General features: G+C 45.7%; 22 protein-coding genes, 1 tRNA gene and 2 rRNA genes (1 of these 25 running past the window's edge). 23 read left to right on the forward strand and 2 right to left on the reverse strand.

Annotated features, from left to right (window positions below; translation table 11 throughout):
* From K5609_RS02105 to rplQ, 20 genes are all read left to right on the forward strand, one after another.
* Window positions 1-1,845 (forward strand): 23S ribosomal RNA (locus K5609_RS02105) (it extends 1,045 nt beyond the left edge of the window).
* Between the two features lie 111 nt (window positions 1,846-1,956).
* Window positions 1,957-2,072, forward strand: a 5S ribosomal RNA gene (rrf, locus tag K5609_RS02110).
* Between the two features lie 41 nt (window positions 2,073-2,113).
* Window positions 2,114-2,189, forward strand: a tRNA-Thr gene (locus K5609_RS02115).
* A 323-nt stretch (window positions 2,190-2,512) separates the two neighbouring features.
* Window positions 2,513-2,881, forward strand: coding sequence for a 50S ribosomal protein L14 (gene rplN, locus K5609_RS02120; protein WP_016402143.1), 369 nt, complete (start codon window positions 2,513-2,515; stop codon window positions 2,879-2,881).
* A 10-nt stretch (window positions 2,882-2,891) separates the two neighbouring features.
* Window positions 2,892-3,206 (forward strand): 50S ribosomal protein L24, encoded by a 315-nt coding sequence (gene rplX, locus K5609_RS02125; protein WP_163134676.1) that lies wholly within the window; start codon window positions 2,892-2,894, stop codon window positions 3,204-3,206.
* A gap of 12 nt (window positions 3,207-3,218) precedes the next feature.
* Window positions 3,219-3,758, forward strand: coding sequence for a 50S ribosomal protein L5 (rplE, locus tag K5609_RS02130; protein WP_040307252.1), 540 nt, complete (start codon window positions 3,219-3,221; stop codon window positions 3,756-3,758).
* Window positions 3,759-3,771: 13 nt separating this feature from the next.
* Entirely contained in the window at window positions 3,772-4,077 is a 306-nt protein-coding gene (gene rpsN, locus K5609_RS02135) for a 30S ribosomal protein S14 (RefSeq protein ID WP_016402140.1), read from the forward strand.
* A gap of 26 nt (window positions 4,078-4,103) precedes the next feature.
* Window positions 4,104-4,496: a 30S ribosomal protein S8 gene (gene rpsH / locus K5609_RS02140; protein ID WP_016402139.1), complete on the forward strand. Its 393-nt coding sequence runs from the start codon at window positions 4,104-4,106 to the stop codon at window positions 4,494-4,496.
* Window positions 4,497-4,511: 15 nt separating this feature from the next.
* On the forward strand, window positions 4,512-5,039 hold the full coding sequence (gene rplF, locus K5609_RS02145; protein WP_221075764.1) for a 50S ribosomal protein L6: 528 nt from the start codon (window positions 4,512-4,514) through the stop codon (window positions 5,037-5,039).
* A gap of 9 nt (window positions 5,040-5,048) precedes the next feature.
* Entirely contained in the window at window positions 5,049-5,399 is a 351-nt protein-coding gene (gene rplR, locus K5609_RS02150; protein WP_016402137.1) for a 50S ribosomal protein L18, read from the forward strand.
* 10 nt (window positions 5,400-5,409) lie between these two features.
* The gene (gene rpsE / locus K5609_RS02155) at window positions 5,410-5,913 is read left to right on the forward strand and encodes a 30S ribosomal protein S5 (RefSeq protein ID WP_016402136.1); all 504 of its coding nucleotides are present in this window, start codon (window positions 5,410-5,412) and stop codon (window positions 5,911-5,913) included.
* 6 nt (window positions 5,914-5,919) lie between these two features.
* The gene (gene rpmD / locus K5609_RS02160; RefSeq protein WP_016402135.1) at window positions 5,920-6,102 is read left to right on the forward strand and encodes a 50S ribosomal protein L30; all 183 of its coding nucleotides are present in this window, start codon (window positions 5,920-5,922) and stop codon (window positions 6,100-6,102) included.
* A gap of 2 nt (window positions 6,103-6,104) precedes the next feature.
* On the forward strand, window positions 6,105-6,539 hold the full coding sequence (rplO, locus tag K5609_RS02165; RefSeq protein ID WP_221075765.1) for a 50S ribosomal protein L15: 435 nt from the start codon (window positions 6,105-6,107) through the stop codon (window positions 6,537-6,539).
* An 8-nt stretch (window positions 6,540-6,547) separates the two neighbouring features.
* Window positions 6,548-7,873, forward strand: a complete 1,326-nt coding sequence (gene secY, locus K5609_RS02170) for a preprotein translocase subunit SecY (protein WP_016402133.1) — start codon at window positions 6,548-6,550, stop codon at window positions 7,871-7,873.
* A gap of 41 nt (window positions 7,874-7,914) precedes the next feature.
* On the forward strand, window positions 7,915-8,028 hold the full coding sequence (rpmJ, locus tag K5609_RS02175; protein ID WP_000868186.1) for a 50S ribosomal protein L36: 114 nt from the start codon (window positions 7,915-7,917) through the stop codon (window positions 8,026-8,028).
* A gap of 107 nt (window positions 8,029-8,135) precedes the next feature.
* Window positions 8,136-8,492, forward strand: a complete 357-nt coding sequence (rpsM, locus tag K5609_RS02180) for a 30S ribosomal protein S13 (RefSeq protein WP_016402132.1) — start codon at window positions 8,136-8,138, stop codon at window positions 8,490-8,492.
* Between the two features lie 13 nt (window positions 8,493-8,505).
* On the forward strand, window positions 8,506-8,895 hold the full coding sequence (gene rpsK, locus K5609_RS02185; RefSeq protein WP_016402131.1) for a 30S ribosomal protein S11: 390 nt from the start codon (window positions 8,506-8,508) through the stop codon (window positions 8,893-8,895).
* A gap of 26 nt (window positions 8,896-8,921) precedes the next feature.
* On the forward strand, window positions 8,922-9,542 hold the full coding sequence (gene rpsD, locus K5609_RS02190) for a 30S ribosomal protein S4 (protein WP_221075766.1): 621 nt from the start codon (window positions 8,922-8,924) through the stop codon (window positions 9,540-9,542).
* 23 nt (window positions 9,543-9,565) lie between these two features.
* Window positions 9,566-10,552, forward strand: a complete 987-nt coding sequence (locus tag K5609_RS02195; protein ID WP_137673767.1) for a DNA-directed RNA polymerase subunit alpha — start codon at window positions 9,566-9,568, stop codon at window positions 10,550-10,552.
* 38 nt (window positions 10,553-10,590) lie between these two features.
* Window positions 10,591-10,983, forward strand: a complete 393-nt coding sequence (rplQ, locus tag K5609_RS02200; RefSeq protein WP_221075767.1) for a 50S ribosomal protein L17 — start codon at window positions 10,591-10,593, stop codon at window positions 10,981-10,983.
* Between the two features lie 88 nt (window positions 10,984-11,071).
* Here rplQ and K5609_RS02205 read toward each other — a convergent pair whose 3' ends face one another.
* On the reverse strand, window positions 11,072-12,334 hold the full coding sequence (locus K5609_RS02205; protein WP_221075768.1) for a cyclic di-GMP phosphodiesterase: 1,263 nt from the start codon (window positions 12,332-12,334) through the stop codon (window positions 11,072-11,074).
* Window positions 12,335-12,492: 158 nt separating this feature from the next.
* On the opposite strand from K5609_RS02205, the gene metA reads away from it, so the two are divergent.
* From metA to mgtE, 3 genes are all read left to right on the forward strand, one after another.
* Window positions 12,493-13,434 carry a homoserine O-acetyltransferase MetA gene (metA, locus tag K5609_RS02210; RefSeq protein WP_221075769.1) on the forward strand — a complete coding sequence of 314 codons (942 nt, stop codon included), beginning with the start codon at window positions 12,493-12,495 and terminating at the stop codon, window positions 13,432-13,434.
* Between the two features lie 89 nt (window positions 13,435-13,523).
* Window positions 13,524-17,204 carry a methionine synthase gene (gene metH, locus K5609_RS02215; RefSeq protein WP_221075770.1) on the forward strand — a complete coding sequence of 1,227 codons (3,681 nt, stop codon included), beginning with the start codon at window positions 13,524-13,526 and terminating at the stop codon, window positions 17,202-17,204.
* Between the two features lie 226 nt (window positions 17,205-17,430).
* The gene (gene mgtE, locus K5609_RS02220) at window positions 17,431-18,768 is read left to right on the forward strand and encodes a magnesium transporter (RefSeq protein WP_221075771.1); all 1,338 of its coding nucleotides are present in this window, start codon (window positions 17,431-17,433) and stop codon (window positions 18,766-18,768) included.
* Between the two features lie 68 nt (window positions 18,769-18,836).
* Here the strand turns inward: mgtE and K5609_RS02225 are convergent, their stop codons facing one another.
* Window positions 18,837-19,184: a hypothetical protein gene (locus K5609_RS02225; protein ID WP_221075772.1), complete on the reverse strand. Its 348-nt coding sequence runs from the start codon at window positions 19,182-19,184 to the stop codon at window positions 18,837-18,839.
* Between the last annotated feature and the right edge of the window lie 3 nt (window positions 19,185-19,187).

Below are 19,187 nucleotides of genomic sequence, written 5' to 3' on the forward strand. Positions count from 1 at the left end.
TGTTGGCTTAGAAGCAGCCATCATTTAAAGAAAGCGTAATAGCTCACTGGTCGAGTCGGCCTGCGCGGAAGATGTAACGGGGCTAAACATACCACCGAAGCTACGGGAGCATGCTTGCATGCTCGGTAGAGGAGCGTTCTGTAAGCCGTTGAAGGTGGATCGTAAGGTCTGCTGGAGGTATCAGAAGTGCGAATGTTGACATGAGTAACGATAAAGGGGGTGAAAAGCCCCCTCGCCGAAAGACCAAGGTTTCCTGTCCAATGTTAATCAGGGCAGGGTGAGTCGGCCCCTAAGGCGAGACTGAAAAGTGTAGTCGATGGGAAACAGGTTAATATTCCTGTACTTCGTATAATTGCGATGGGAGGACGGAGAAGGCTAGGCCAGCGTGGCGATGGTTGTCCACGTGAAAGGCAGTAGGCGGTAAACTTAGGCAAATCCGGGTTTACATTACGCTGAGAGTTGATGACGAGTGTCTACGGACACGAAGTGGTTGATGCCCTGCTTCCAGGAAAAGTCTCTAAGCTTCAGATTATACGAAACCGTACCCCAAACCGACACAGGTGGTTGGGTAGAGAATACCAAGGCGCTTGAGAGAACTCGGGTGAAGGAACTAGGCAAAATGGTACCGTAACTTCGGGAGAAGGTACGCTCTTGATGGTGATGGGACTTGCTCCCTAAGCTGCTGAGAGTCGCAGATACCAGTTGGCTGCAACTGTTTATTAAAAACACAGCACTGTGCTAAATCGAAAGATGACGTATACGGTGTGACGCCTGCCCGGTGCCGGAAGGTTAATTGATGTGGTTAGTCTTTGGACGAAGCTATTGATCGAAGCCCCGGTAAACGGCGGCCGTAACTATAACGGTCCTAAGGTAGCGAAATTCCTTGTCGGGTAAGTTCCGACCTGCACGAATGGCGTAATGATGGCCAAGCTGTCTCCACCCGAGACTCAGTGAAATTGAAATTGCCGTGAAGATGCGGTGTACCCGCGGCTAGACGGAAAGACCCCGTGAACCTTTACTACAGCTTGACACTGAACATTGACCCTACATGTGTAGGATAGGTGGGAGGCTTTGAAGCGTTGTCGCTAGATGATGTGGAGCCGACCTTGAAATACCACCCTTGTAGTGTTGATGTTCTAACGTTGGTCCCTTATCGGGATTGCGGACAGTGTCTGGTGGGTAGTTTGACTGGGGCGGTCTCCTCCCAAAGAGTAACGGAGGAGCACGAAGGTTGGCTAAGTATGGTCGGACATCATACGGTTAGTGCAATGGCATAAGCCAGCTTAACTGCGAGACAGACACGTCGAGCAGGTACGAAAGTAGGTCATAGTGATCCGGTGGTTCTGTATGGAAGGGCCATCGCTCAACGGATAAAAGGTACTCCGGGGATAACAGGCTGATACCGCCCAAGAGTTCATATCGACGGCGGTGTTTGGCACCTCGATGTCGGCTCATCACATCCTGGGGCTGAAGTCGGTCCCAAGGGTATGGCTGTTCGCCATTTAAAGTGGTACGCGAGCTGGGTTTAGAACGTCGTGAGACAGTTCGGTCCCTATCTGCCGTGGGCGTTTGAGAATTGAGGGGAGCTGCTCCTAGTACGAGAGGACCGGAGTGGACGAACCGCTGGTGTTTGGGTTGTTATGCCAATAGCATTGCCCAGTAGCTACGTTCGGAACTGATAACCGCTGAAAGCATCTAAGCGGGAAGCAGGCCTCGAGATTAATTCTCACTAGGACTTTAAGTCCTCTGAAGGGCCGTTGGAGACTACAACGTTGATAGGCAAGGTGTGTAAGTGCTGTGAGGCATTGAGCTAACTTGTACTAATTACCCGTGAGGCTTAACCATACAACACCTAAAGGGTGTTGCTTATAGATACCTTATTTTTTGACCATGAATACTTGTTAGTACTCGTGAGATATTTTTAGCTTTTTCGAATGTTAAAGACAACAGTTTTTGCCTGGTGGCAATAGCGTTGTGGACCCACCTGATTCCATGCCGAACTCAGAAGTGAAACGCAACTGCGCCGATGATAGTGTGGGGTTTCCCCATGTGAAAGTAGGTCACTGCCAGGCTCTCAATTTAAAAACCCAGCTTATAGCTGGGTTTTTATTTCGCTGATATAGCTCAGTTGGTAGAGCGCACCCTTGGTAAGGGTGAGGTCGGCAGTTCGAATCTGCCTATCAGCACCATATTCAATAAAGCCCGGCACTATTGCTGGGCTTTTTTGTTTTTATCGGCCAATTGTTGGTCGATATATCTGATTAGGTTGGGGCAAATAGCTTCAACTCTAATAACCTAAATGCGAAATTAGCCTCTTTTTAGCTGTTTTTTGATTGCAGCTTTCGTGGTAACTCTTTGTTTATTATTGTTTTTTTAATTAAATTAAACAAAATTTAGACAATCCTACCAATTAAAAAATTAGGGTGTTATAATTTCGCGCCCTTTAATTAGGCAGCCAGAGATCTCAGCGCTAATTGCTGGGGTCAGTTGTAATATATAGCGGAGCACTGAAATGATCCAAATGCAATCTACTATGGACGTGGCGGACAATTCCGGCGCGCGCCTTGTACAATGTATTAAGGTCCTAGGTGGTTCGCACCGCCGTTATGCACGAATTGGCGACATCATTAAAGTTACTGTTAAGGAAGCAATTCCTCGCGGTAAAGTTAAGAAAGGTGACGTAATGAATGCTGTGGTAGTGCGTACTAGAAAAGGCGTACGTCGTCCTGATGGTTCTGTAATTCGTTTTGACCGCAATGCAGCGGTTATCTTGAATGCAAACAATCAGCCTATTGGTACTCGTATCTTTGGTCCTGTGACACGTGAACTGCGCAACGAACAGTTCATGAAAATTGTGTCTCTAGCGCCAGAAGTACTTTAAGGAGTCCAAAATGGCTAATAAAATCCAAAAAGGCGATGAAGTAATAGTTATTGCAGGTAAAGACAAAGGCAAACGCGGTAGCGTAACCAAAGTTTTATCTACTGGTAAACTATTCGTTGAAGGCGTGAACGTGATCAAGAAGCACCAAAAGCCAAACCCACAATTGGGTGAAGCAGGCGGTATTGTTGAGAAAGAAGCGGCCCTTGATGCATCAAACGTAGCGATTTTTAACCCTGCCACTGGCAAGGCTGATCGCGTTGGTTTTCGATTTGAAGACGACAAAAAAGTTCGTGTATTCAAATCGTCTAATGAAATTGTAAAGTAACTGGAGTTAACGATGGCGAAACTGCATGACCTATATAAGGAAACTGTAACGCCTGAACTCTTAAAGGAGTTCGGTTACAAATCCATCATGCAAGTCCCTCGGATTGAGAAAATCACCCTTAACATGGGTGTGGGTGAAGCGGTTAATGACAAGAAAGTACTAGAGCACGCAATTGCTGATCTAGCGGCTATCTCAGGTCAAAAACCACTTACTACCAAAGCTCGTAAATCTGTAGCAGGCTTCAAAATCCGTGATGGATACCCAATTGGTTGTAAAGTGACTCTACGCGGTGAGCGTATGTGGGAGTTTTTAGAGCGTTTGATTTCGATCGCTATTCCTCGTGTTCGAGATTTCCGTGGTTTGAATGCTAAGTCATTCGATGGCCGTGGTAATTACAGCATGGGTGTACGTGAGCAAATCATCTTCCCTGAAATCGATTATGACAAAGTTGATAAGGTTCGTGGTATGGATATTACTATCACTACTACTGCCGAAACCAACGAGGAAGGCCGCGCTCTGCTGGCTGCCTTTAACTTCCCATTCCGTAAGTAAGGTAGAGTTAGTTATGGCTAAACAATCAATGAAAGCTCGTGAAGTGAAACGTGAAAAAGCCGTTGCTCGCTTCGCGGAAAAGCGCGCTGCGCTTAAAGCGATTATTAGCAGCGTGAACAGCTCTGATGAAGAGCGTTGGGACGCAGTGTTAAAATTGCAATCGTTACCTCGTGATTCAAGTCGGTCTCGTCAGCGTAACCGCTGTAACGTAACTGGCCGTCCACATGGCTACCTACGCAAATTCGGCCTAAGCCGTATTAAATTGCGTGAAGCTATGATGCGCGGTGAGGTTCCTGGCCTTAAGAAAGCCAGTTGGTAATCCACTTAATTACGGAGTAAACGATTATGAGCATGCAAGATCCTATTGCAGATATGTTGACTCGCGTTCGCAACGGTCAATCAGCAAATAAAGTATCTGTTGTTATGCCTTCATCTAAAGTAAAAGTGGCAATTGCTAACTTGTTGCAAGAAGAAGGTTACATCACAGGATACGCTGTGACTGGTGACGTGAAAAAGTCATTAGAAGTTACCCTCAAGTATTTTGAAGGTAAAAAAGTTATTGAAAAGATTGAACGTGTAAGCCGTCCAGGCCTACGCATTTATAAAGGTGCTAAAGACCTACCTAAAGTTATGGGTGGCCTTGGCGTTGCAATCGTTTCTACATCTAAAGGCGTAATGACTGACCGTGCAGCACGTAAAGCTGGCATGGGCGGTGAAATCGTCTGTTACGTAGCTTAACCGGAGGTAGGTAATATGTCTCGCGTAGCCAAGGCTCCCGTTACGATTCCTGCTGGCGTTGAAGTAAATATCAACGGCCAAGAATTAACGGTTAAAGGTAGCAAAGGTACATTGACTCGCGTTTTTAATGACGCAGTTGTTGTAACGAAAGAAGAAAACGAATTGAAATTTGCTGTTGTTGAAGGTGGTTCTTCAGCTCAAGCAGGTACAGCTCGCGCTCTTAGCAACAACATGGTTGTTGGCGTTACAAACGGGTTTGAGAAGAAACTGACTCTTTTAGGTGTTGGTTACCGTGCAGCCGTAAAAGGCTCGGTAGTTAACCTTACTTTAGGTTTTTCTCACCCTGTAGAATACACCTTACCAGAAGGTGTTACAGCAGAGTGTCCATCACAAACTGAAATCGTACTGAAAGGTGCTGATAAGCAAGTTGTTGGTCAGGTAGCAGCAGACATTCGCGCGTTCCGTCCACCAGAGCCTTACAAAGGTAAAGGTGTTCGTTACTCTGACGAAAATGTTCGCCGTAAAGAGGCTAAGAAGAAGTAGGTTAACACTATGGAAAAGAAAATTGCTCGTCTGCGTCGTGCAACACGCACTCGCAAAGCTATGCAAGAGTTGGGTAAAACCCGCCTGGTGATTCACCGTACTCCGCGCCATATTTACGCGCAGGTGATTGCACCTGATGCACAGGTTATTGCCGCAGCATCAACAGTAGATAAAGCCGTTGCTAACGGTCTTGAAAGTTTAAGCAATGTAGCTGCCGCTACTGCAGTAGGTAAAGCAATCGCTGAACGTGCTGCTGAAAAAGGCGTTACATCTGTAGCTTTCGACCGTTCAGGCTTTAAGTACCACGGCCGCGTAGCTGCGCTTGCAGAAGCAGCTCGTGAAGCTGGTCTTCAGTTCTAAGGAGTGAGTCATGTCTAAATTTGAAGCACAAGCCGGTAGTGATCTGAACGAAAAGCTTATCGCTGTAAACCGTGTGTCAAAAGTAGTTAAAGGTGGTCGTATCTTCAGTTTCACTGCTCTAACAGTAGTGGGTGACGGTAACGGTCGCGTAGGGTTTGGTTATGGTAAAGCTCGCGAAGTTCCAGCTGCTATTCAAAAAGCAATGGAAAAAGCGCGTCGTAACCTTACAAGTGTACAGCTGAGAGGCACTACACTTCAGCATCCTATTAAGGGTCGCCACTCTGGGTCGCGTGTTTACATGCAACCTGCATCAGAGGGTACTGGTATTATTGCCGGTGGTGCGATGCGTGCTGTTCTAGAGGTTGCGGGTGTGCAGAACGTATTGTCTAAGGCATACGGTTCTACTAACCCAATTAACATTGTTCGCGCTACTATCGACGCTCTTGAGAATATGCATTCTCCACAAGACGTTGCTGCGAAGCGTGGCCTAAGCGTCCAAGAAATTCTGGGGTAATAAGCCATGTCGAACAAAATTAAAGTAACACAGACTAAAAGCGGTATCGGGCGTTTGCCTAAGCACCGTGCGACCTTAACTGGTCTAGGTCTTCGTCGCATTAACCACACTGTAGAACTTGAGGATACTCCTTGTGTTCGCGGTATGATTAATAAAGTTTCTTACATGGTTAAGGTTGAGGGAGAATAATCATGCGTTTGAATACTCTTTCTCCAGCAGCTGGCTCTAAGCCAAATGCTAAGCGTGTAGGTCGTGGTATTGGTTCTGGTTTAGGTAAAACAGCCGGTCGTGGTCACAAAGGTCAGAAGTCTCGTTCTGGCGGTAGTGTTCGCCCAGGTTTCGAAGGCGGTCAAATGCCTTTGAAACAGCGTTTGCCTAAATTTGGTTTTACTTCACGTAAATCAATGGTAACTGCTGAAGTTCGCACTAGCGAGCTAGCTAAAGTTACTGCTGACGTGGTAGATTTGGACGCTTTGAAGGCTGCTGGTCTTATTACTCGCAACATTAAGTTTGCAAAAGTAGTACTATCTGGCGAAGTAAAAGCACCAGTTACCTTACGTGGCCTGCGTGTAACTAAAGGCGCACTGGCAGCAATTGAAGCTGCTGGCGGTAAAATCGAGGAATAGTACAAAACATGGCTAAGAATCCAGGAACAGCATCAGCAAGTGCACAAGGCGGCTTAAGCGAGCTTAAGAGTCGTTTATTATTTGTGCTTGGAGCCATTATTGTGTTCCGAGCCGGCTCCTTTGTGCCGTTACCTGGGATTGATGCCGCTGTACTGGCCGCGTTGTTTGACCAGCAGAAAGGTACCATTCTGGAAATGTTTAATATGTTTTCAGGTGGTGCACTTTCACGTGCGTCTATTTTCGCGTTAGGTATCATGCCGTATATTTCGGCATCGATTATCATACAGTTATTGACTGTTGTTCACCCAACACTTGCCGAACTTAAAAAGGAAGGTGAGTCGGGTCGACGTAAAATTAGTCAATACACGCGTTATAGCACACTGGTTCTAGCAACCTTCCAAGCTATTGGTATAGCTACTGGCTTACCAAATATGATGGCTGGTCTGGTAATCAACCCAGGTCTACCATTCTATTTCACTGCGGTGGTTAGCTTGGTAACGGGAACAATGTTCCTAATGTGGTTAGGTGAGCAAATTACTGAACGCGGTATTGGCAATGGAATCTCGATTCTGATTTTTGCTGGTATTGTGGCAGGATTGCCTTCTGCAATCGGTCAGACGGCTGAGCAGGCGCGTCAAGGAGAGTTACATTTGTTGTTACTCTTGTTCATCGTTGCTCTTGTATTTGCGGTGACCTTCTTTGTGGTATTTGTAGAACGTGGACAACGTCGTATCGTTGTTAACTATGCAAAACGCCAACAAGGTCGCAAAGTGTTTGCTGCGCAAAGCACACATTTACCACTTAAGGTAAACATGGCGGGTGTTATCCCAGCTATTTTTGCTTCAAGTATTATTCTGTTCCCTGGCACGTTGGCGCAGTGGTTCGGTCAAAATGAAGGTTTATCTTTCTTATCTGACCTGTCACTAACCTTACAACCTGGGCAACCGTTATATGTGTTCTTGTATGCAGCAGCCATTATCTTCTTCTGCTTCTTCTATACTGCGTTGGTATTTAACCCGCGCGAAACAGCAGATAATTTGAAGAAGAGTGGTGCGTTCATTCCGGGTATTCGCCCAGGTGAGCAAACCTCGCGATACATCGACAAGGTGATGACTCGTTTAACCCTAGCTGGTGCTTTGTACATCACGTTTGTATGTTTAATTCCTGAGTTTATGATGATCGGAATGAACGTTCAGTTCTACTTCGGTGGTACTTCGCTACTTATTGTAGTGGTGGTTATCATGGACTTTATGGCTCAGGTCCAAACCCATTTGATGTCTCATCAATATGGTTCGGTTCTGAAAAAAGCTAATCTTAAAGGTTACGGCCGATAGGCCGCCCTTGAGATTGGACTTTAACTTTCGCGGAGATAGCAATGAAAGTACGTGCATCCGTTAAGAAAATCTGCCGTAACTGTAAAGTTATTAAGCGCAACGGTGTTGTGCGTGTAATTTGCAGTGAGCCAAAGCATAAACAGCGCCAAGGCTAGTTAGTAGATTTCAAGACAATATTATTTGCAATGTGGTCATCTGTTGAGTATCCTTACGGGCTTTTCACAGATGGCCTTCGTTTAACACGAAAAATAGGAGTGTGCCAATGGCCCGTATAGCCGGCATTAACATTCCTGATCAGAAGCACGCAGTTATTGCTTTAACTGCAATCTTCGGCATTGGCTTAACCCGTTCACAGAAAATCTGTGCGGCAGCCGGTATCGCTGAAGATGTTAAGATCAGAGAACTTGACGAAACACAAATCGATAAACTTCGTGACGAAGTAGCTAAATTCACCGTTGAAGGTGATCTACGCCGTGAAGTATCAATGAACATTAAGCGCCTGATGGACCTCGGTTGTTACCGTGGACTTCGTCATCGTCGCAGTTTGCCCCTTCGCGGTCAGCGCACTAAAACTAATGCGCGCACCCGTAAAGGTCCTCGCAAACCTATTAAGAAATAAGGGGTGAGTGATAATGGCTAAAACTCCGACTCGCGCTCGTAAACGCGTAAAAAAACAAGTTGCTGATGGCATGGCTCATATCCATGCTTCTTTCAACAATACTATCGTGACTATCACTGATCGTCAGGGCAACGCGCTTTCTTGGGCTACCGCAGGTGGTTCAGGTTTCCGTGGTTCTCGTAAGTCTACTCCGTTTGCTGCACAGGTTGCTGCTGAACGTGCTGCTGAAGCAGCTAAAGACTACGGCCTTAAGAACGTAGAAGTGTTTGTAAACGGCCCAGGTCCTGGTCGTGAGTCTTCAATCCGTGCATTACATGCAGCGGGTTTCCGTGTGACTAACATCACCGACGTGACTCCGATTCCACACAATGGCTGTCGTCCACCTAAGAAACGCCGCGTGTAGTTTCTGGATAGATTGGAGAAAGAAAAATGGCAAGATATTTAGGTCCAAAGCTTAAACTTAGCCGTCGTGAGGGTACCGATCTTTTCTTGAAAAGTGGTGTACGTGCGATCGACACAAAGTGTAAGTTGGATACAGCACCTGGACAACACGGTGCACGTAAAGCGCGTCTTTCAGACTACGGTTTACAGCTTCGTGAGAAGCAAAAAGTTCGTCGTTTATACGGCATTCTTGAAAAGCAATTCCGCAACTACTATAAAGCTGCTGCTCGCCTTAAAGGCAACACCGGTGAAAACTTGTTGCAATTGTTAGAAAGTCGTTTAGATAACGTTGTTTACCGTGTAGGTTTTGGTGCTACTCGCGCCGAAGCTCGTCAACTAGTTAGCCACAAATCTATTCTAGTAAACGGTAAAGTGGTAAACATTCCTTCTTACAAGGTACTACCAGAAGACGTTATCAGTGTTCGCGAAAAATCTAAGAAGCAAGCGCGTATCGTTGCATCTTTGGAAATCGCTGGACAACGTGAAGCGGCATCGTGGGTAGAAGTAGACGCAACTAAGATGGAAGGCACTTTCAAGCGCCTACCTGAGCGCGCTGACTTGTCTGCGGAAATTAACGAACAGCTGATCGTCGAACTTTACTCTAAGTAAAGTTGAATTATAGAGAGGACACAATGCAGGGTTCTGTAACAGAGTTTCTAAAACCAAGGCTAGTTGAGATCGAACAAGTTAGCCCAACTCGTGCAAAGGTTACGCTTGAGCCATTAGAGCGTGGTTTTGGCCACACTTTAGGTAACGCTCTTCGTCGTATTCTTTTATCTTCTATGCCAGGTTGTGCGGTAACTGAAGTAGAAATCGATGGCGTGTTGCATGAGTACAGCAGTAAGGAAGGTGTTCAAGAGGATATCTTGGAAATCTTACTTAACCTGAAAGGTATTGCTGTAAAGTTAGAAGGCAAAGACGAAGTAACATTGAGTCTTGCCAAGTCTGGAGCAGGTCCTGTGGTTGCAGGCGACATTCAGCACGACGCTGATGTCGAAATCACTAACCCTGAGCACGTTATTTGTCACCTTAGCAGCAACGCTGAAATCAGCATGCGTATTAAGGTAGAACGTGGTCGTGGTTACGTACCAGCTTCAGTTCGGGTTCACTCTGAAGATGAAGAGCGTCCAATTGGTCGTTTGCTAACGGATGCGGCTTACAGCCCAGTAGAGCGTATTGCTTATACTGTTGAAGCTGCACGTGTAGAGCAACGTACTGACTTGGACAAATTGGTTATCGATATGGAAACCAATGGTACTCTTGATCCAGAGGAAGCTATCCGCCGCAGTGCAACAATTCTTGCAGAGCAGTTGGATGCCTTCGTTGACTTACGTGACGTAAGTGAGCCTGAAGAAAAAGAAGAGAAGCCAGAGTTTGATCCAATCCTGCTTCGTCCTGTCGATGATCTAGAGTTGACAGTACGCTCTGCTAACTGTTTGAAGGCAGAAGCGATTCATTACATTGGTGACTTGGTACAACGTACCGAAGTTGAGCTACTTAAAACCCCTAACTTGGGTAAAAAGTCGCTTACAGAAATCAAAGATGTATTGGCATCACGTGGTTTGTCTCTAGGCATGCGCCTAGAAAACTGGCCACCTGCTAGCATCGCTGATAAGTAGTCACTGGTTTTAACGTCTTAATATAGAAGGATAAGGTCATGCGCCATCGTCAGAGTGGTCGTCAATTGAACCGAAATAGTAGCCATCGTCAGGCTATGTTCCGGAATATGGCCAGTTCATTGGTTCGCCATGAAGTTATCAAGACAACATTGCCTAAAGCCAAAGAGCTTCGCCGTGTTGTTGAGCCATTAATTACATTGGCTAAAAATGACAGTGTAGCTAACCGTCGTCTAGCTTTTGCTCGTACTCGCGATGCAGAAGTTGTTGGTAAGCTATTTGCTGAAATCGGCCCACGATTCAAAGAACGTGCAGGCGGTTATACTCGCATTTTAAAATGTGGTTTCCGTGCTGGCGACAATGCTCCTATGGCATACATTGAATTATTGGACCGTCCTGAAGTTGAAGAAGTAGCTGAAGAAGCTGCTGAGTAAACTCAGACACCAAGCTTAAAAAGCCGGACTTAGGTCCGGCTTTTTTTTGTCTAAAATTTGTAGTCGTTAAGAAGTTATAGCTGAATAACTACAAACGCTTATTGTGGTCGAAGTAGTAAGAAATCCTCGCGCGAGGGTTAAGGTATTCAAACACTGCATCCGGCAACGCACTTGGTTTTAAGGCTTTTTCGATGGTTAAGCCAGCAGCTTCTAAGTCGATGATTGGTGCTTCGGTGCGTGGGATATTGGCATCATAAACTTGCACTGCAGGAAATAATAAGCGCTCCGAGTTAACTGACATCACCAAGCCAATTTGACCGGAACTAAGCTGTACCACACTGCCAGGTGGGTAAATCCCCAGTAAACGGATCAAAATCCCCAAATCTGCTGTATTAAGCTGTTCTTTGCGCTGTTTATAGAGGTATGAGATAACCGTAAAAGGAATGCGAGTTTGTTTTACATCGCGTGGATGACACAAACTATCGTATTCGTTTACCACTGAAATTAGCTGAGACAAGCGGTCTATCTGCTCGCCTTTTAGCTTCTTCGGATAGCCGCTCCCATCTAAAAACTCGTGGTGCTGTTCAGCAATTAACTTTACTTTTGCTGGTAAGGTTTCTGAGAGTTTAAGAAAGTCTGCACCGTACTTGGTGTGCATCTTGAGTAAGTTGTCTTCTTGCTTGGTTAACTTACCTACTTTGCGCAATATTTTGTCTGGGATTTTCATTTTCCCAACATCATGGAATAAGCCAGCTAAACCTAAAATCTTAATATCTCGCTCAGAAAAGCCTGCAGCTTTAGCCAGCATCATCGCTAGGATTGATACATTGAGGCTATGGTAATAGAAGCTGTCAGCATCTTTACTGTCGTTCATTAAATGAAGTACAACGTTTTCGCCGGACAGTAAGTCATCGGCTAAGTTGTTAATGAGGCTGGTAGCGTCGTCTACCGCATTTAGCGGGCGGCTCTTAAGCTTAGACATGACAGCGCGAACTTGAGCCATGGATCTGTCGAACTCTTTTTCCACTTTTTGCAGATTGCGCCGGTAGTTTTTAAGCTCTTCAATACGGGCGCGCTTTTCTTCCCAGAGGGCTTTTTCAGCTTTTTCTTGCGCCTTGCTATCAGCTTTTGGATTGCCGTTACTTTCTTGATCAACAGGCAAGGGTGGTTTGTCGCTCTTTTCAGGAACAACAATGACATGTTTTAAACCGAGGTTGTGAATTACTTCGATTTGGTCTTGGCTCTTTATCTTGAAGCTGGTGAACATAAATGGGTGTTCGCCCCATTTAACAGGGAGTTTTACATAAACTCCTATCTGTAAACGTTCAACATTTAGCTTTAACTCTGCCATTTTCCCTTTCTACTTCATCCGTCTAGCCTGCATTATGAAGAATTTGCTGCATAAAATCAGCTGCTTTTAACAAGTTCTAGACATAGCGTACAATCTAACTAAAATAGGTATCTAGATGTCTAGACATACATTTCCTGTTGTTAGCAAGGAACCTTTATATGCCAATTTGTATTCCTGATCAGTTACCCGCTGCTGAAGTATTGCGCAATGAAAATATATTTGTAATGCCAGAGAGCCGAGCTGCTCATCAGGATATTCGTCCCTTAGAAGTGGTATTGCTTAATTTAATGCCAAAGAAAATCGAGACCGAGAATCAGATCCTCCGCTTGCTTTCTAACTCGCCGCTGCAAGTGAACGTAAAGCTATTACGGATTAATCATCGAGTGTCTAAAAATACCCCGCAAGAGCATATCGATAAGTTTTATCGAGATTTCGAGAAATTGCGAGAACGTAATTTTGATGGCTTGATTATAACCGGCGCACCACTGGGGCAAGTGGCCTTTGAAGACGTTTATTATTGGGATCAGGTGAAAGAGATCATTGATTGGTCGACGACTCACGTAACCTCCACGCTTTACCTATGCTGGGCAGCTCAAGCCGCTTTATATCATTTATACGGTTTAGAAAAACAGACGCGTGAGAAGAAGTTATCAGGCGTGTATTGGCATCAAACTAAACACAAGCACAATCCCTTAGTACGTGGCTTTGACGATGCATTTTTAGCGCCTTTGTCACGTTATGCCCACTTTGATTCCAATTTGATCAACGAAGAAACCGACTTAAAAGTGCTGGCCGATAACCCTGAAGCAGGCAGTTATTTATTTGCCAGTGAAGATTTTCGCCAAGTATTTATTACCGGCCACCCTGAGTATGCCGCAGATACCTTACATAATGAGTATCAACGCGATAGCCAAGAAGGCTTAACACCTCAGTTGCCTGAGAACTATTATCCTCAGGACGATAGCAGCAACCCGCCGTGTGCAACTTGGCGTAGTCATGGGCATTTACTCTACAATAACTGGTTAAACTATTGCGTCTACCAGATCACCCCATACGACTTAGCCGAGCTAAAACCAAAATCCGATAATATCTTGAAATAATTTCATATAACTTTATCGCAGCTAAGCCAATAAAGGCAGTGTGCTACACTGCCGTGTCGAAATACCAGCGAAAGAAATAGGATGTTCCCGTGTCAGCAAGGCCTCAACTAGAAAAGCAACTTTCTCAACGCATCATGATTATTGATGGCGGCATGGGAACCATGATTCAGTCTTACAAATTGGAAGAGGCTGACTACCGCGGCGAACGCTTTGCTGATTGGCATACAGACGTTAAAGGTAACAACGATATGTTGGTACTTTCTCAGCCAAAAATCATTGCGGATATCCATCGTGATTACTTATTGGCGGGCGCTGACATTCTCGAAACCAATACCTTTAACGCCACCACTATCGCGATGGCTGATTACGACATGGAAGCCTACTCGGCTGAAATCAACCGTGAGGCCGCCAGAGTTGCTCGTGAAGTAGCCGACGAGGTTACTACTCTAAACCCAGAGCGTCCGCGTTTTGTAGCGGGGGTGTTGGGGCCAACAAACCGCACCTGTTCTATCTCTCCCGATGTAAACGATCCTGGCTACAGAAACGTTACCTTCAACGAGTTAGTTGAAGCGTATATAGAATCAACTAAAGCTTTAATCGAAGGCGGTAGTGACTTAATTCTTATCGAAACTATTTTCGATACCCTAAATGCTAAAGCGGCTGTATTTGCTGTTGAAACGGTGTTTGATGAACTGGGTTACAAACTGCCTGTAATGATTTCCGGCACCATCACCGACGCCTCTGGTCGCACCTTGAGCGGGCAAACCACCGAAGCATTCTATAACTCGCTACGCCACGCCGATCCAATTAGCATGGGTTTGAACTGTGCTCTTGGCCCTGATGAGCTGCGCCAGTACGTCGAAGAGCTAAGCCGGGTGAGCGAAAGCTATGTATCGGCTCACCCTAATGCCGGTTTACCCAATGCCTTTGGTGAATATGACTTAGAAGCTGCCGAAATGGCCGAACATATTGGAGAGTGGGCGCGTGCTGGGTTCTTAAACCTTGTGGGTGGTTGTTGTGGTACCACTCCTGAGCATATTAAAGCGATGGCCGAAGCGGTAGAAGGTGTTAAGCCTCGCCAACTGCCAGAAATAGATGTTGCTTGTCGCTTGTCTGGTCTAGAGCCCCTTACCATCACGCCAGAAACCTTATTTGTAAACGTGGGTGAGCGTAACAATGTTACTGGCTCGGCCATGTTTAAGCGCCTGATTAAAGAAGAGAACTACGATAAAGCTATCGAAGTTGCCTTGCAGCAGGTAGAAAACGGCGCGCAAATCATCGATGTAAACATGGACGAAGGCATGCTTGATTCAAAGGCTGCCATGGTGCGTTTTCTAAATATGGTGGCTTCAGAGCCAGACATCGCCAAAGTACCGGTGATGATCGATTCTTCTAAGTGGGACATTCTAGAAGCTGGTTTACAGTGTGTTCAAGGTAAACCGGTAGTTAACTCCATCTCAATGAAAGAAGGTGTTGAGCCCTTTATTGAACAGGCAAAAATACTGCGTCGCTATGGAGCGGCAGTAATTGTGATGGCCTTTGATGAAGTAGGGCAAGCCGATACTCGAGAGCGCAAGTTTGAGATTTGTAGTAAGTCTTACGACATTTTGGTTAACCAAGTTGGCTTCCCACCAGAAGATATTATTTTTGATCCAAATATCTTTGCGGTAGCCACCGGTATCGATGAGCATAATAACTACGCCGTTGACTTTATCGAAGCGGTTAAAGACATTAAAGATAACTTGCCGCATGCGATGATCTCCGGCGGTGTATCTAATGTTAGCTTCTCATTTCGTGGTAACAATCCAGTGCGTGAAGCCATTCACGCGGTGTTCTTGTATTACGCCATTAAAAACGGCATGGATATGGGCATTGTAAACGCTGGGCAATTGGCCATTTATGCAGACATTCCCACAGAGCTTAAAGACAAAGTTGAAGCGGTTGTTCTAAATACCCATGATAACGCAACTGAAGAGCTGCTAGAGATCGCCGAGAAGTACCGCGGCGACGGTAGCCAGCAAGAAAACACTCAAGATTTAGAGTGGCGCAGCTGGGACGTAAACAAACGCTTAGAGCACGCCTTAGTTAAAGGCATTACCGAATTTATTGAAGAAGATACCGAGCTCGCTCGCCAAGCGGCAGAGCGCCCGCTGCATGTGATTGAAGGGCCATTAATGGATGGCATGAACGTTGTGGGCGACTTGTTTGGTGACGGTAAAATGTTCCTACCACAAGTGGTTAAATCTGCGCGGGTAATGAAACGTGCAGTGGCTTACTTGCAACCTTATATCGAGGCGGAAAAAGGCGAAGGGCAGCGCTCTAACGGTAAGATTGTAATGGCCACTGTAAAAGGCGATGTGCATGACATTGGTAAAAACATTGTTGGCGTAGTGCTGCAATGTAATAACTTTGAAGTGATTGACTTAGGCGTAATGGTACCTTGCGACAAGATCTTAAAAGTGGCCAAAGAAGAGCAAGTAGACATGATTGGTCTATCTGGCTTGATTACGCCATCGCTAGATGAAATGGTGCATGTTGCTAAAGAAATGCAGCGTACTGGTCTAGATTTACCATTGCTGATTGGCGGCGCGACTACTTCAAAAGCCCATACCGCAGTAAAAATTGAACAAAACTACGAAAAACCAGTGGTGTATGTATCTAACGCTTCTCGTGCCGTTGGTGTGTGTCAAAGCTTGTTATCAGACGAGTTACGCCCGGCATTTGTTGAAAAGCTCGATAAAGACTATGAGATTGTGCGAGAGCAACATGCGCGAAAACGCCCGCGTACTCCGCCAGTTAGCCTAGACGTCGCTCGCGCCAATCGCGTAGAAATTGATTGGCAAAACTATACGCCGCCAGTACCTAAGCAGCTGGGTGTACAAAAATTCGAAAATGTATCAATTGCCGAGATAGAACCTTATATCGATTGGACTCCATTCTTCATGACCTGGTCATTGGCCGGTAAATACCCTCGTATTCTAGAAGATAAAGTGGTGGGTGAAGAGGCCAAGCGGATTTTTGCTGATGCCAAAGAGATGCTAGAGCGCTTTAAAGCCAAAGGTGAGATTAAAGTTTCAGGGGTATTTGGTTTATTTCCTGCTAACAGCGTGGGTGACGATATCGAAATCTATCGCGATGAGTCGCGCAGTGAGTTGTTGGGTATAAGCTCTCAGCTTCGTCAGCAAACTGAAAAGAAAAAAGGAGCCAACAACTGTTTAGCAGACTTCATTGCACCTAAATCTTCAGGCAAAGCTGACTACTTTGGCGCCTTTGCGGTAACCGGTGGGATTGGCGAAGATGAATTGGCCGAAGCTTACAAACAAGAAGGCGATGATTACAACGCCATTATGGTTAAAGCGGTGGCCGATCGTTTAGCCGAAGGCTTTGCAGAATACTTGCATGCTCAAGTACGTAAAGAGTATTGGGGCTATGCCGCCGATGAAACACTTAGCAATGAAGAATTGATTCGCGAAAATTACCAAGGTATTCGTCCAGCACCGGGTTACCCCGCTTGCCCAGAACATACCGAGAAGGGCCTTATTTGGGAGCTGCTGGACGTTGAGCAACGTATTGGTATGCAACTTACCGAAAGCTACGCAATGTGGCCTGGTGCCGCTGTGTCTGGTTGGTATTTCTCACATCCTGATAGCCGTTATTTTGCAGTGGCATCAATTCAAAAAGATCAGGTTGAAGATTATGCTCAACGTAAGAATATGAGCCTGGAAGAAGCCGAGCGTTGGTTAGCACCAAACCTAGGCTATAACAGCTAACAAAGCCCGTTATTATTGCTCCGAGGTGCTGGCCTCGGAGCAATAATAACTTGAAATAAAGCCCGTTCCCCCCTACAATTTGCGCCGATTTTATTACCGAGAAACCTCTATGAACCCGGACCCCGACAGTCGAAATTTTTATTGTTTTATAAGTTTTATACAACCTTATTTCTTCGTGTAGTCCGGTGCGTTGGTGTCTGGCTCTATGCGATAGCTGGAGCAGTACATGGCACAACTTCAACAAAAACTAGAGCTAGCCCTACTTAATCTCGATAAGTTAACTCTTCGTTCCACCCTTGATGAATATCACTTTGCCGATATTGGCCAAGCCTTGGCTGAGTTCGAGCCCAAAGAAGCTTTGCCGCTTATTTCTATGTTTTCATTGGGTGACCGCGCCAAGGTCTTTTCCTATTTGCCGCCTTACTTGCAAGCAGATGTTGCCGCATTAATGAAACGCCATAAGTTGGCCGCCTTGTTTTCTCGTATGGACGCCGATGAGCGAGCCGATTTATATAATGACTTAGACGAAGAGCAACGCGCCATGGTGTTGCCGGGTCTAGCACAAGCTGAACGCGAAGATTTGCGCAAGTTATCAAGCTATGCAGAAGGTACTGCAGGGGCGATTATGACTTCTGACTACGCCACTCTAAAAGAGCATTGGTTAGTCAGCCGGGCGCTTAAGCAATTGCGATTAGAAGCGCCAGATAAAGAAACCATTTACCAAACCTACGTGATTGATGGTCAGCGCCGTTTGCTAGGTACCGTGTCTTTGCGTGAACTAATACTCGCTTCTCCAGATACTCAAGTACGCGAGCTAATGCGAACCGAAGTGGTATCGGTTTCGGTGGATGAAAGCCAAGAGCAGGCAGCTAAGCAAATTCGCCACTACGACTTATTAGCTTTACCAGTGGTTGATGAGGTGCAAAAACTGGTAGGTATTGTTACTTATGATGATGCAATGGATGCTGCCGTTGAAGAAGCTACTGAAGATGCGCAAAAGAGTGCTTCGGTGGGCAAGTTGGATGAAACTGTAGACCGAGTGAGCATTTGGGAGCTATATCGCAAGCGAGTAATGTGGCTAGTATTACTTGTTTTTGGTGCGATGTTCTCAGGCGCAGGTATTGCCCACTTTGAGGATACTATTGCTAGCCATGTTGCCTTGGTGTTCTTTTTACCCTTGCTTATTGGTAGTGGTGGTAATGCTGGTTCACAGGCCGCTGCATTGATGGTGCGGGCGCTGGCAACTGGCGAAGTCGACAAAAATGATTGGTCGAAATTGTTCGCTCGAGAGCTTCTGGTTGGTTTAGCCTTAGGTCTAACCATGGCTGCTGCGGTATACAGCGTTGGGGTATTTAGAGGCGGTCCCGATGTTGCGATGATCGTATCTATGTCGATGATCATTATTGTTTTGGTTGGCTCTTTAGTAGGTTTAAGTCTGCCGTTCTTGCTCAACAAGATGAAAATGGACCCTGCCACAGCATCGGGGCCATTAGTTGCCACCATTGCCGATGTATCCGGGGTATTGGTGTACTTTGGTTTGGCCAGCATGGTGCTAGGTTTATAAGCCTAAGCAAATTTAAGACACAAAAAAGCGAGTGCTTAACACTCGCTTTTTTATTGCCGATATAAAACTTACTGTTTGTTTTTCTCGTTGCTATTCGCAGGTTTAATTAGACCAACCCCTTCGCGAATAAGCATTAAGCCTACGCCAACTAACTTCACGCACACCCAGAGAAATACTACCAATACGATAACCTTAATAAAGGTTTGAAATATTTCGAAAAACTCTTCGCTTACTTGCTCAGTAATCGCATTGCTATCAGCCATTAGCCATTCAAAAAAGCCCTGCATAAATGGTGCATCATGGGGCAGTGAAACTAAGCTGATGGTTTGCGGTAATACATAGGCGATTACTGCAATACCCACCACAATTAGCACAATGGCAATAATCAATCGAGAGCGGTCTAACGCCGTGTTCATATA

Origin of the sequence: Agarivorans aestuarii, assembly GCF_019670125.1 — a bacterium.
Classification (GTDB): Bacteria; Pseudomonadota; Gammaproteobacteria; order Enterobacterales; family Celerinatantimonadaceae; genus Agarivorans; species Agarivorans aestuarii.

What these genes read in the sequence shown, in the direction of transcription:
- rplN (WP_016402143.1), top strand. Translation starts at nt 2,513, where the DNA reads ATGATCCAAATGCAATCTACTATGGACGTGGCGGACAATTCCGGCGCG.
- rplX (WP_163134676.1), top strand. Translation starts at nt 2,892, where the DNA reads ATGGCTAATAAAATCCAAAAAGGCGATGAAGTAATAGTTATTGCAGGT.
- rplE (WP_040307252.1), top strand. Translation starts at nt 3,219, where the DNA reads ATGGCGAAACTGCATGACCTATATAAGGAAACTGTAACGCCTGAACTC.
- rpsN (WP_016402140.1), top strand. Translation starts at nt 3,772, where the DNA reads ATGGCTAAACAATCAATGAAAGCTCGTGAAGTGAAACGTGAAAAAGCC.
- rpsH (WP_016402139.1), top strand. Translation starts at nt 4,104, where the DNA reads ATGAGCATGCAAGATCCTATTGCAGATATGTTGACTCGCGTTCGCAAC.
- rplF (WP_221075764.1), top strand. Translation starts at nt 4,512, where the DNA reads ATGTCTCGCGTAGCCAAGGCTCCCGTTACGATTCCTGCTGGCGTTGAA.
- rplR (WP_016402137.1), top strand. Translation starts at nt 5,049, where the DNA reads ATGGAAAAGAAAATTGCTCGTCTGCGTCGTGCAACACGCACTCGCAAA.
- rpsE (WP_016402136.1), top strand. Translation starts at nt 5,410, where the DNA reads ATGTCTAAATTTGAAGCACAAGCCGGTAGTGATCTGAACGAAAAGCTT.
- rpmD (WP_016402135.1), top strand. Translation starts at nt 5,920, where the DNA reads ATGTCGAACAAAATTAAAGTAACACAGACTAAAAGCGGTATCGGGCGT.
- rplO (WP_221075765.1), top strand. Translation starts at nt 6,105, where the DNA reads ATGCGTTTGAATACTCTTTCTCCAGCAGCTGGCTCTAAGCCAAATGCT.
- secY (WP_016402133.1), top strand. Translation starts at nt 6,548, where the DNA reads ATGGCTAAGAATCCAGGAACAGCATCAGCAAGTGCACAAGGCGGCTTA.
- rpmJ (WP_000868186.1), top strand. Translation starts at nt 7,915, where the DNA reads ATGAAAGTACGTGCATCCGTTAAGAAAATCTGCCGTAACTGTAAAGTT.
- rpsM (WP_016402132.1), top strand. Translation starts at nt 8,136, where the DNA reads ATGGCCCGTATAGCCGGCATTAACATTCCTGATCAGAAGCACGCAGTT.
- rpsK (WP_016402131.1), top strand. Translation starts at nt 8,506, where the DNA reads ATGGCTAAAACTCCGACTCGCGCTCGTAAACGCGTAAAAAAACAAGTT.
- rpsD (WP_221075766.1), top strand. Translation starts at nt 8,922, where the DNA reads ATGGCAAGATATTTAGGTCCAAAGCTTAAACTTAGCCGTCGTGAGGGT.
- K5609_RS02195 (WP_137673767.1), top strand. Translation starts at nt 9,566, where the DNA reads ATGCAGGGTTCTGTAACAGAGTTTCTAAAACCAAGGCTAGTTGAGATC.
- rplQ (WP_221075767.1), top strand. Translation starts at nt 10,591, where the DNA reads ATGCGCCATCGTCAGAGTGGTCGTCAATTGAACCGAAATAGTAGCCAT.
- K5609_RS02205 (WP_221075768.1), bottom strand. Translation starts at nt 12,334, where the DNA reads ATGGCAGAGTTAAAGCTAAATGTTGAACGTTTACAGATAGGAGTTTAT.
- metA (WP_221075769.1), top strand. Translation starts at nt 12,493, where the DNA reads ATGCCAATTTGTATTCCTGATCAGTTACCCGCTGCTGAAGTATTGCGC.
- mgtE (WP_221075771.1), top strand. Translation starts at nt 17,431, where the DNA reads ATGGCACAACTTCAACAAAAACTAGAGCTAGCCCTACTTAATCTCGAT.
- K5609_RS02225 (WP_221075772.1), bottom strand. Translation starts at nt 19,184, where the DNA reads ATGAACACGGCGTTAGACCGCTCTCGATTGATTATTGCCATTGTGCTA.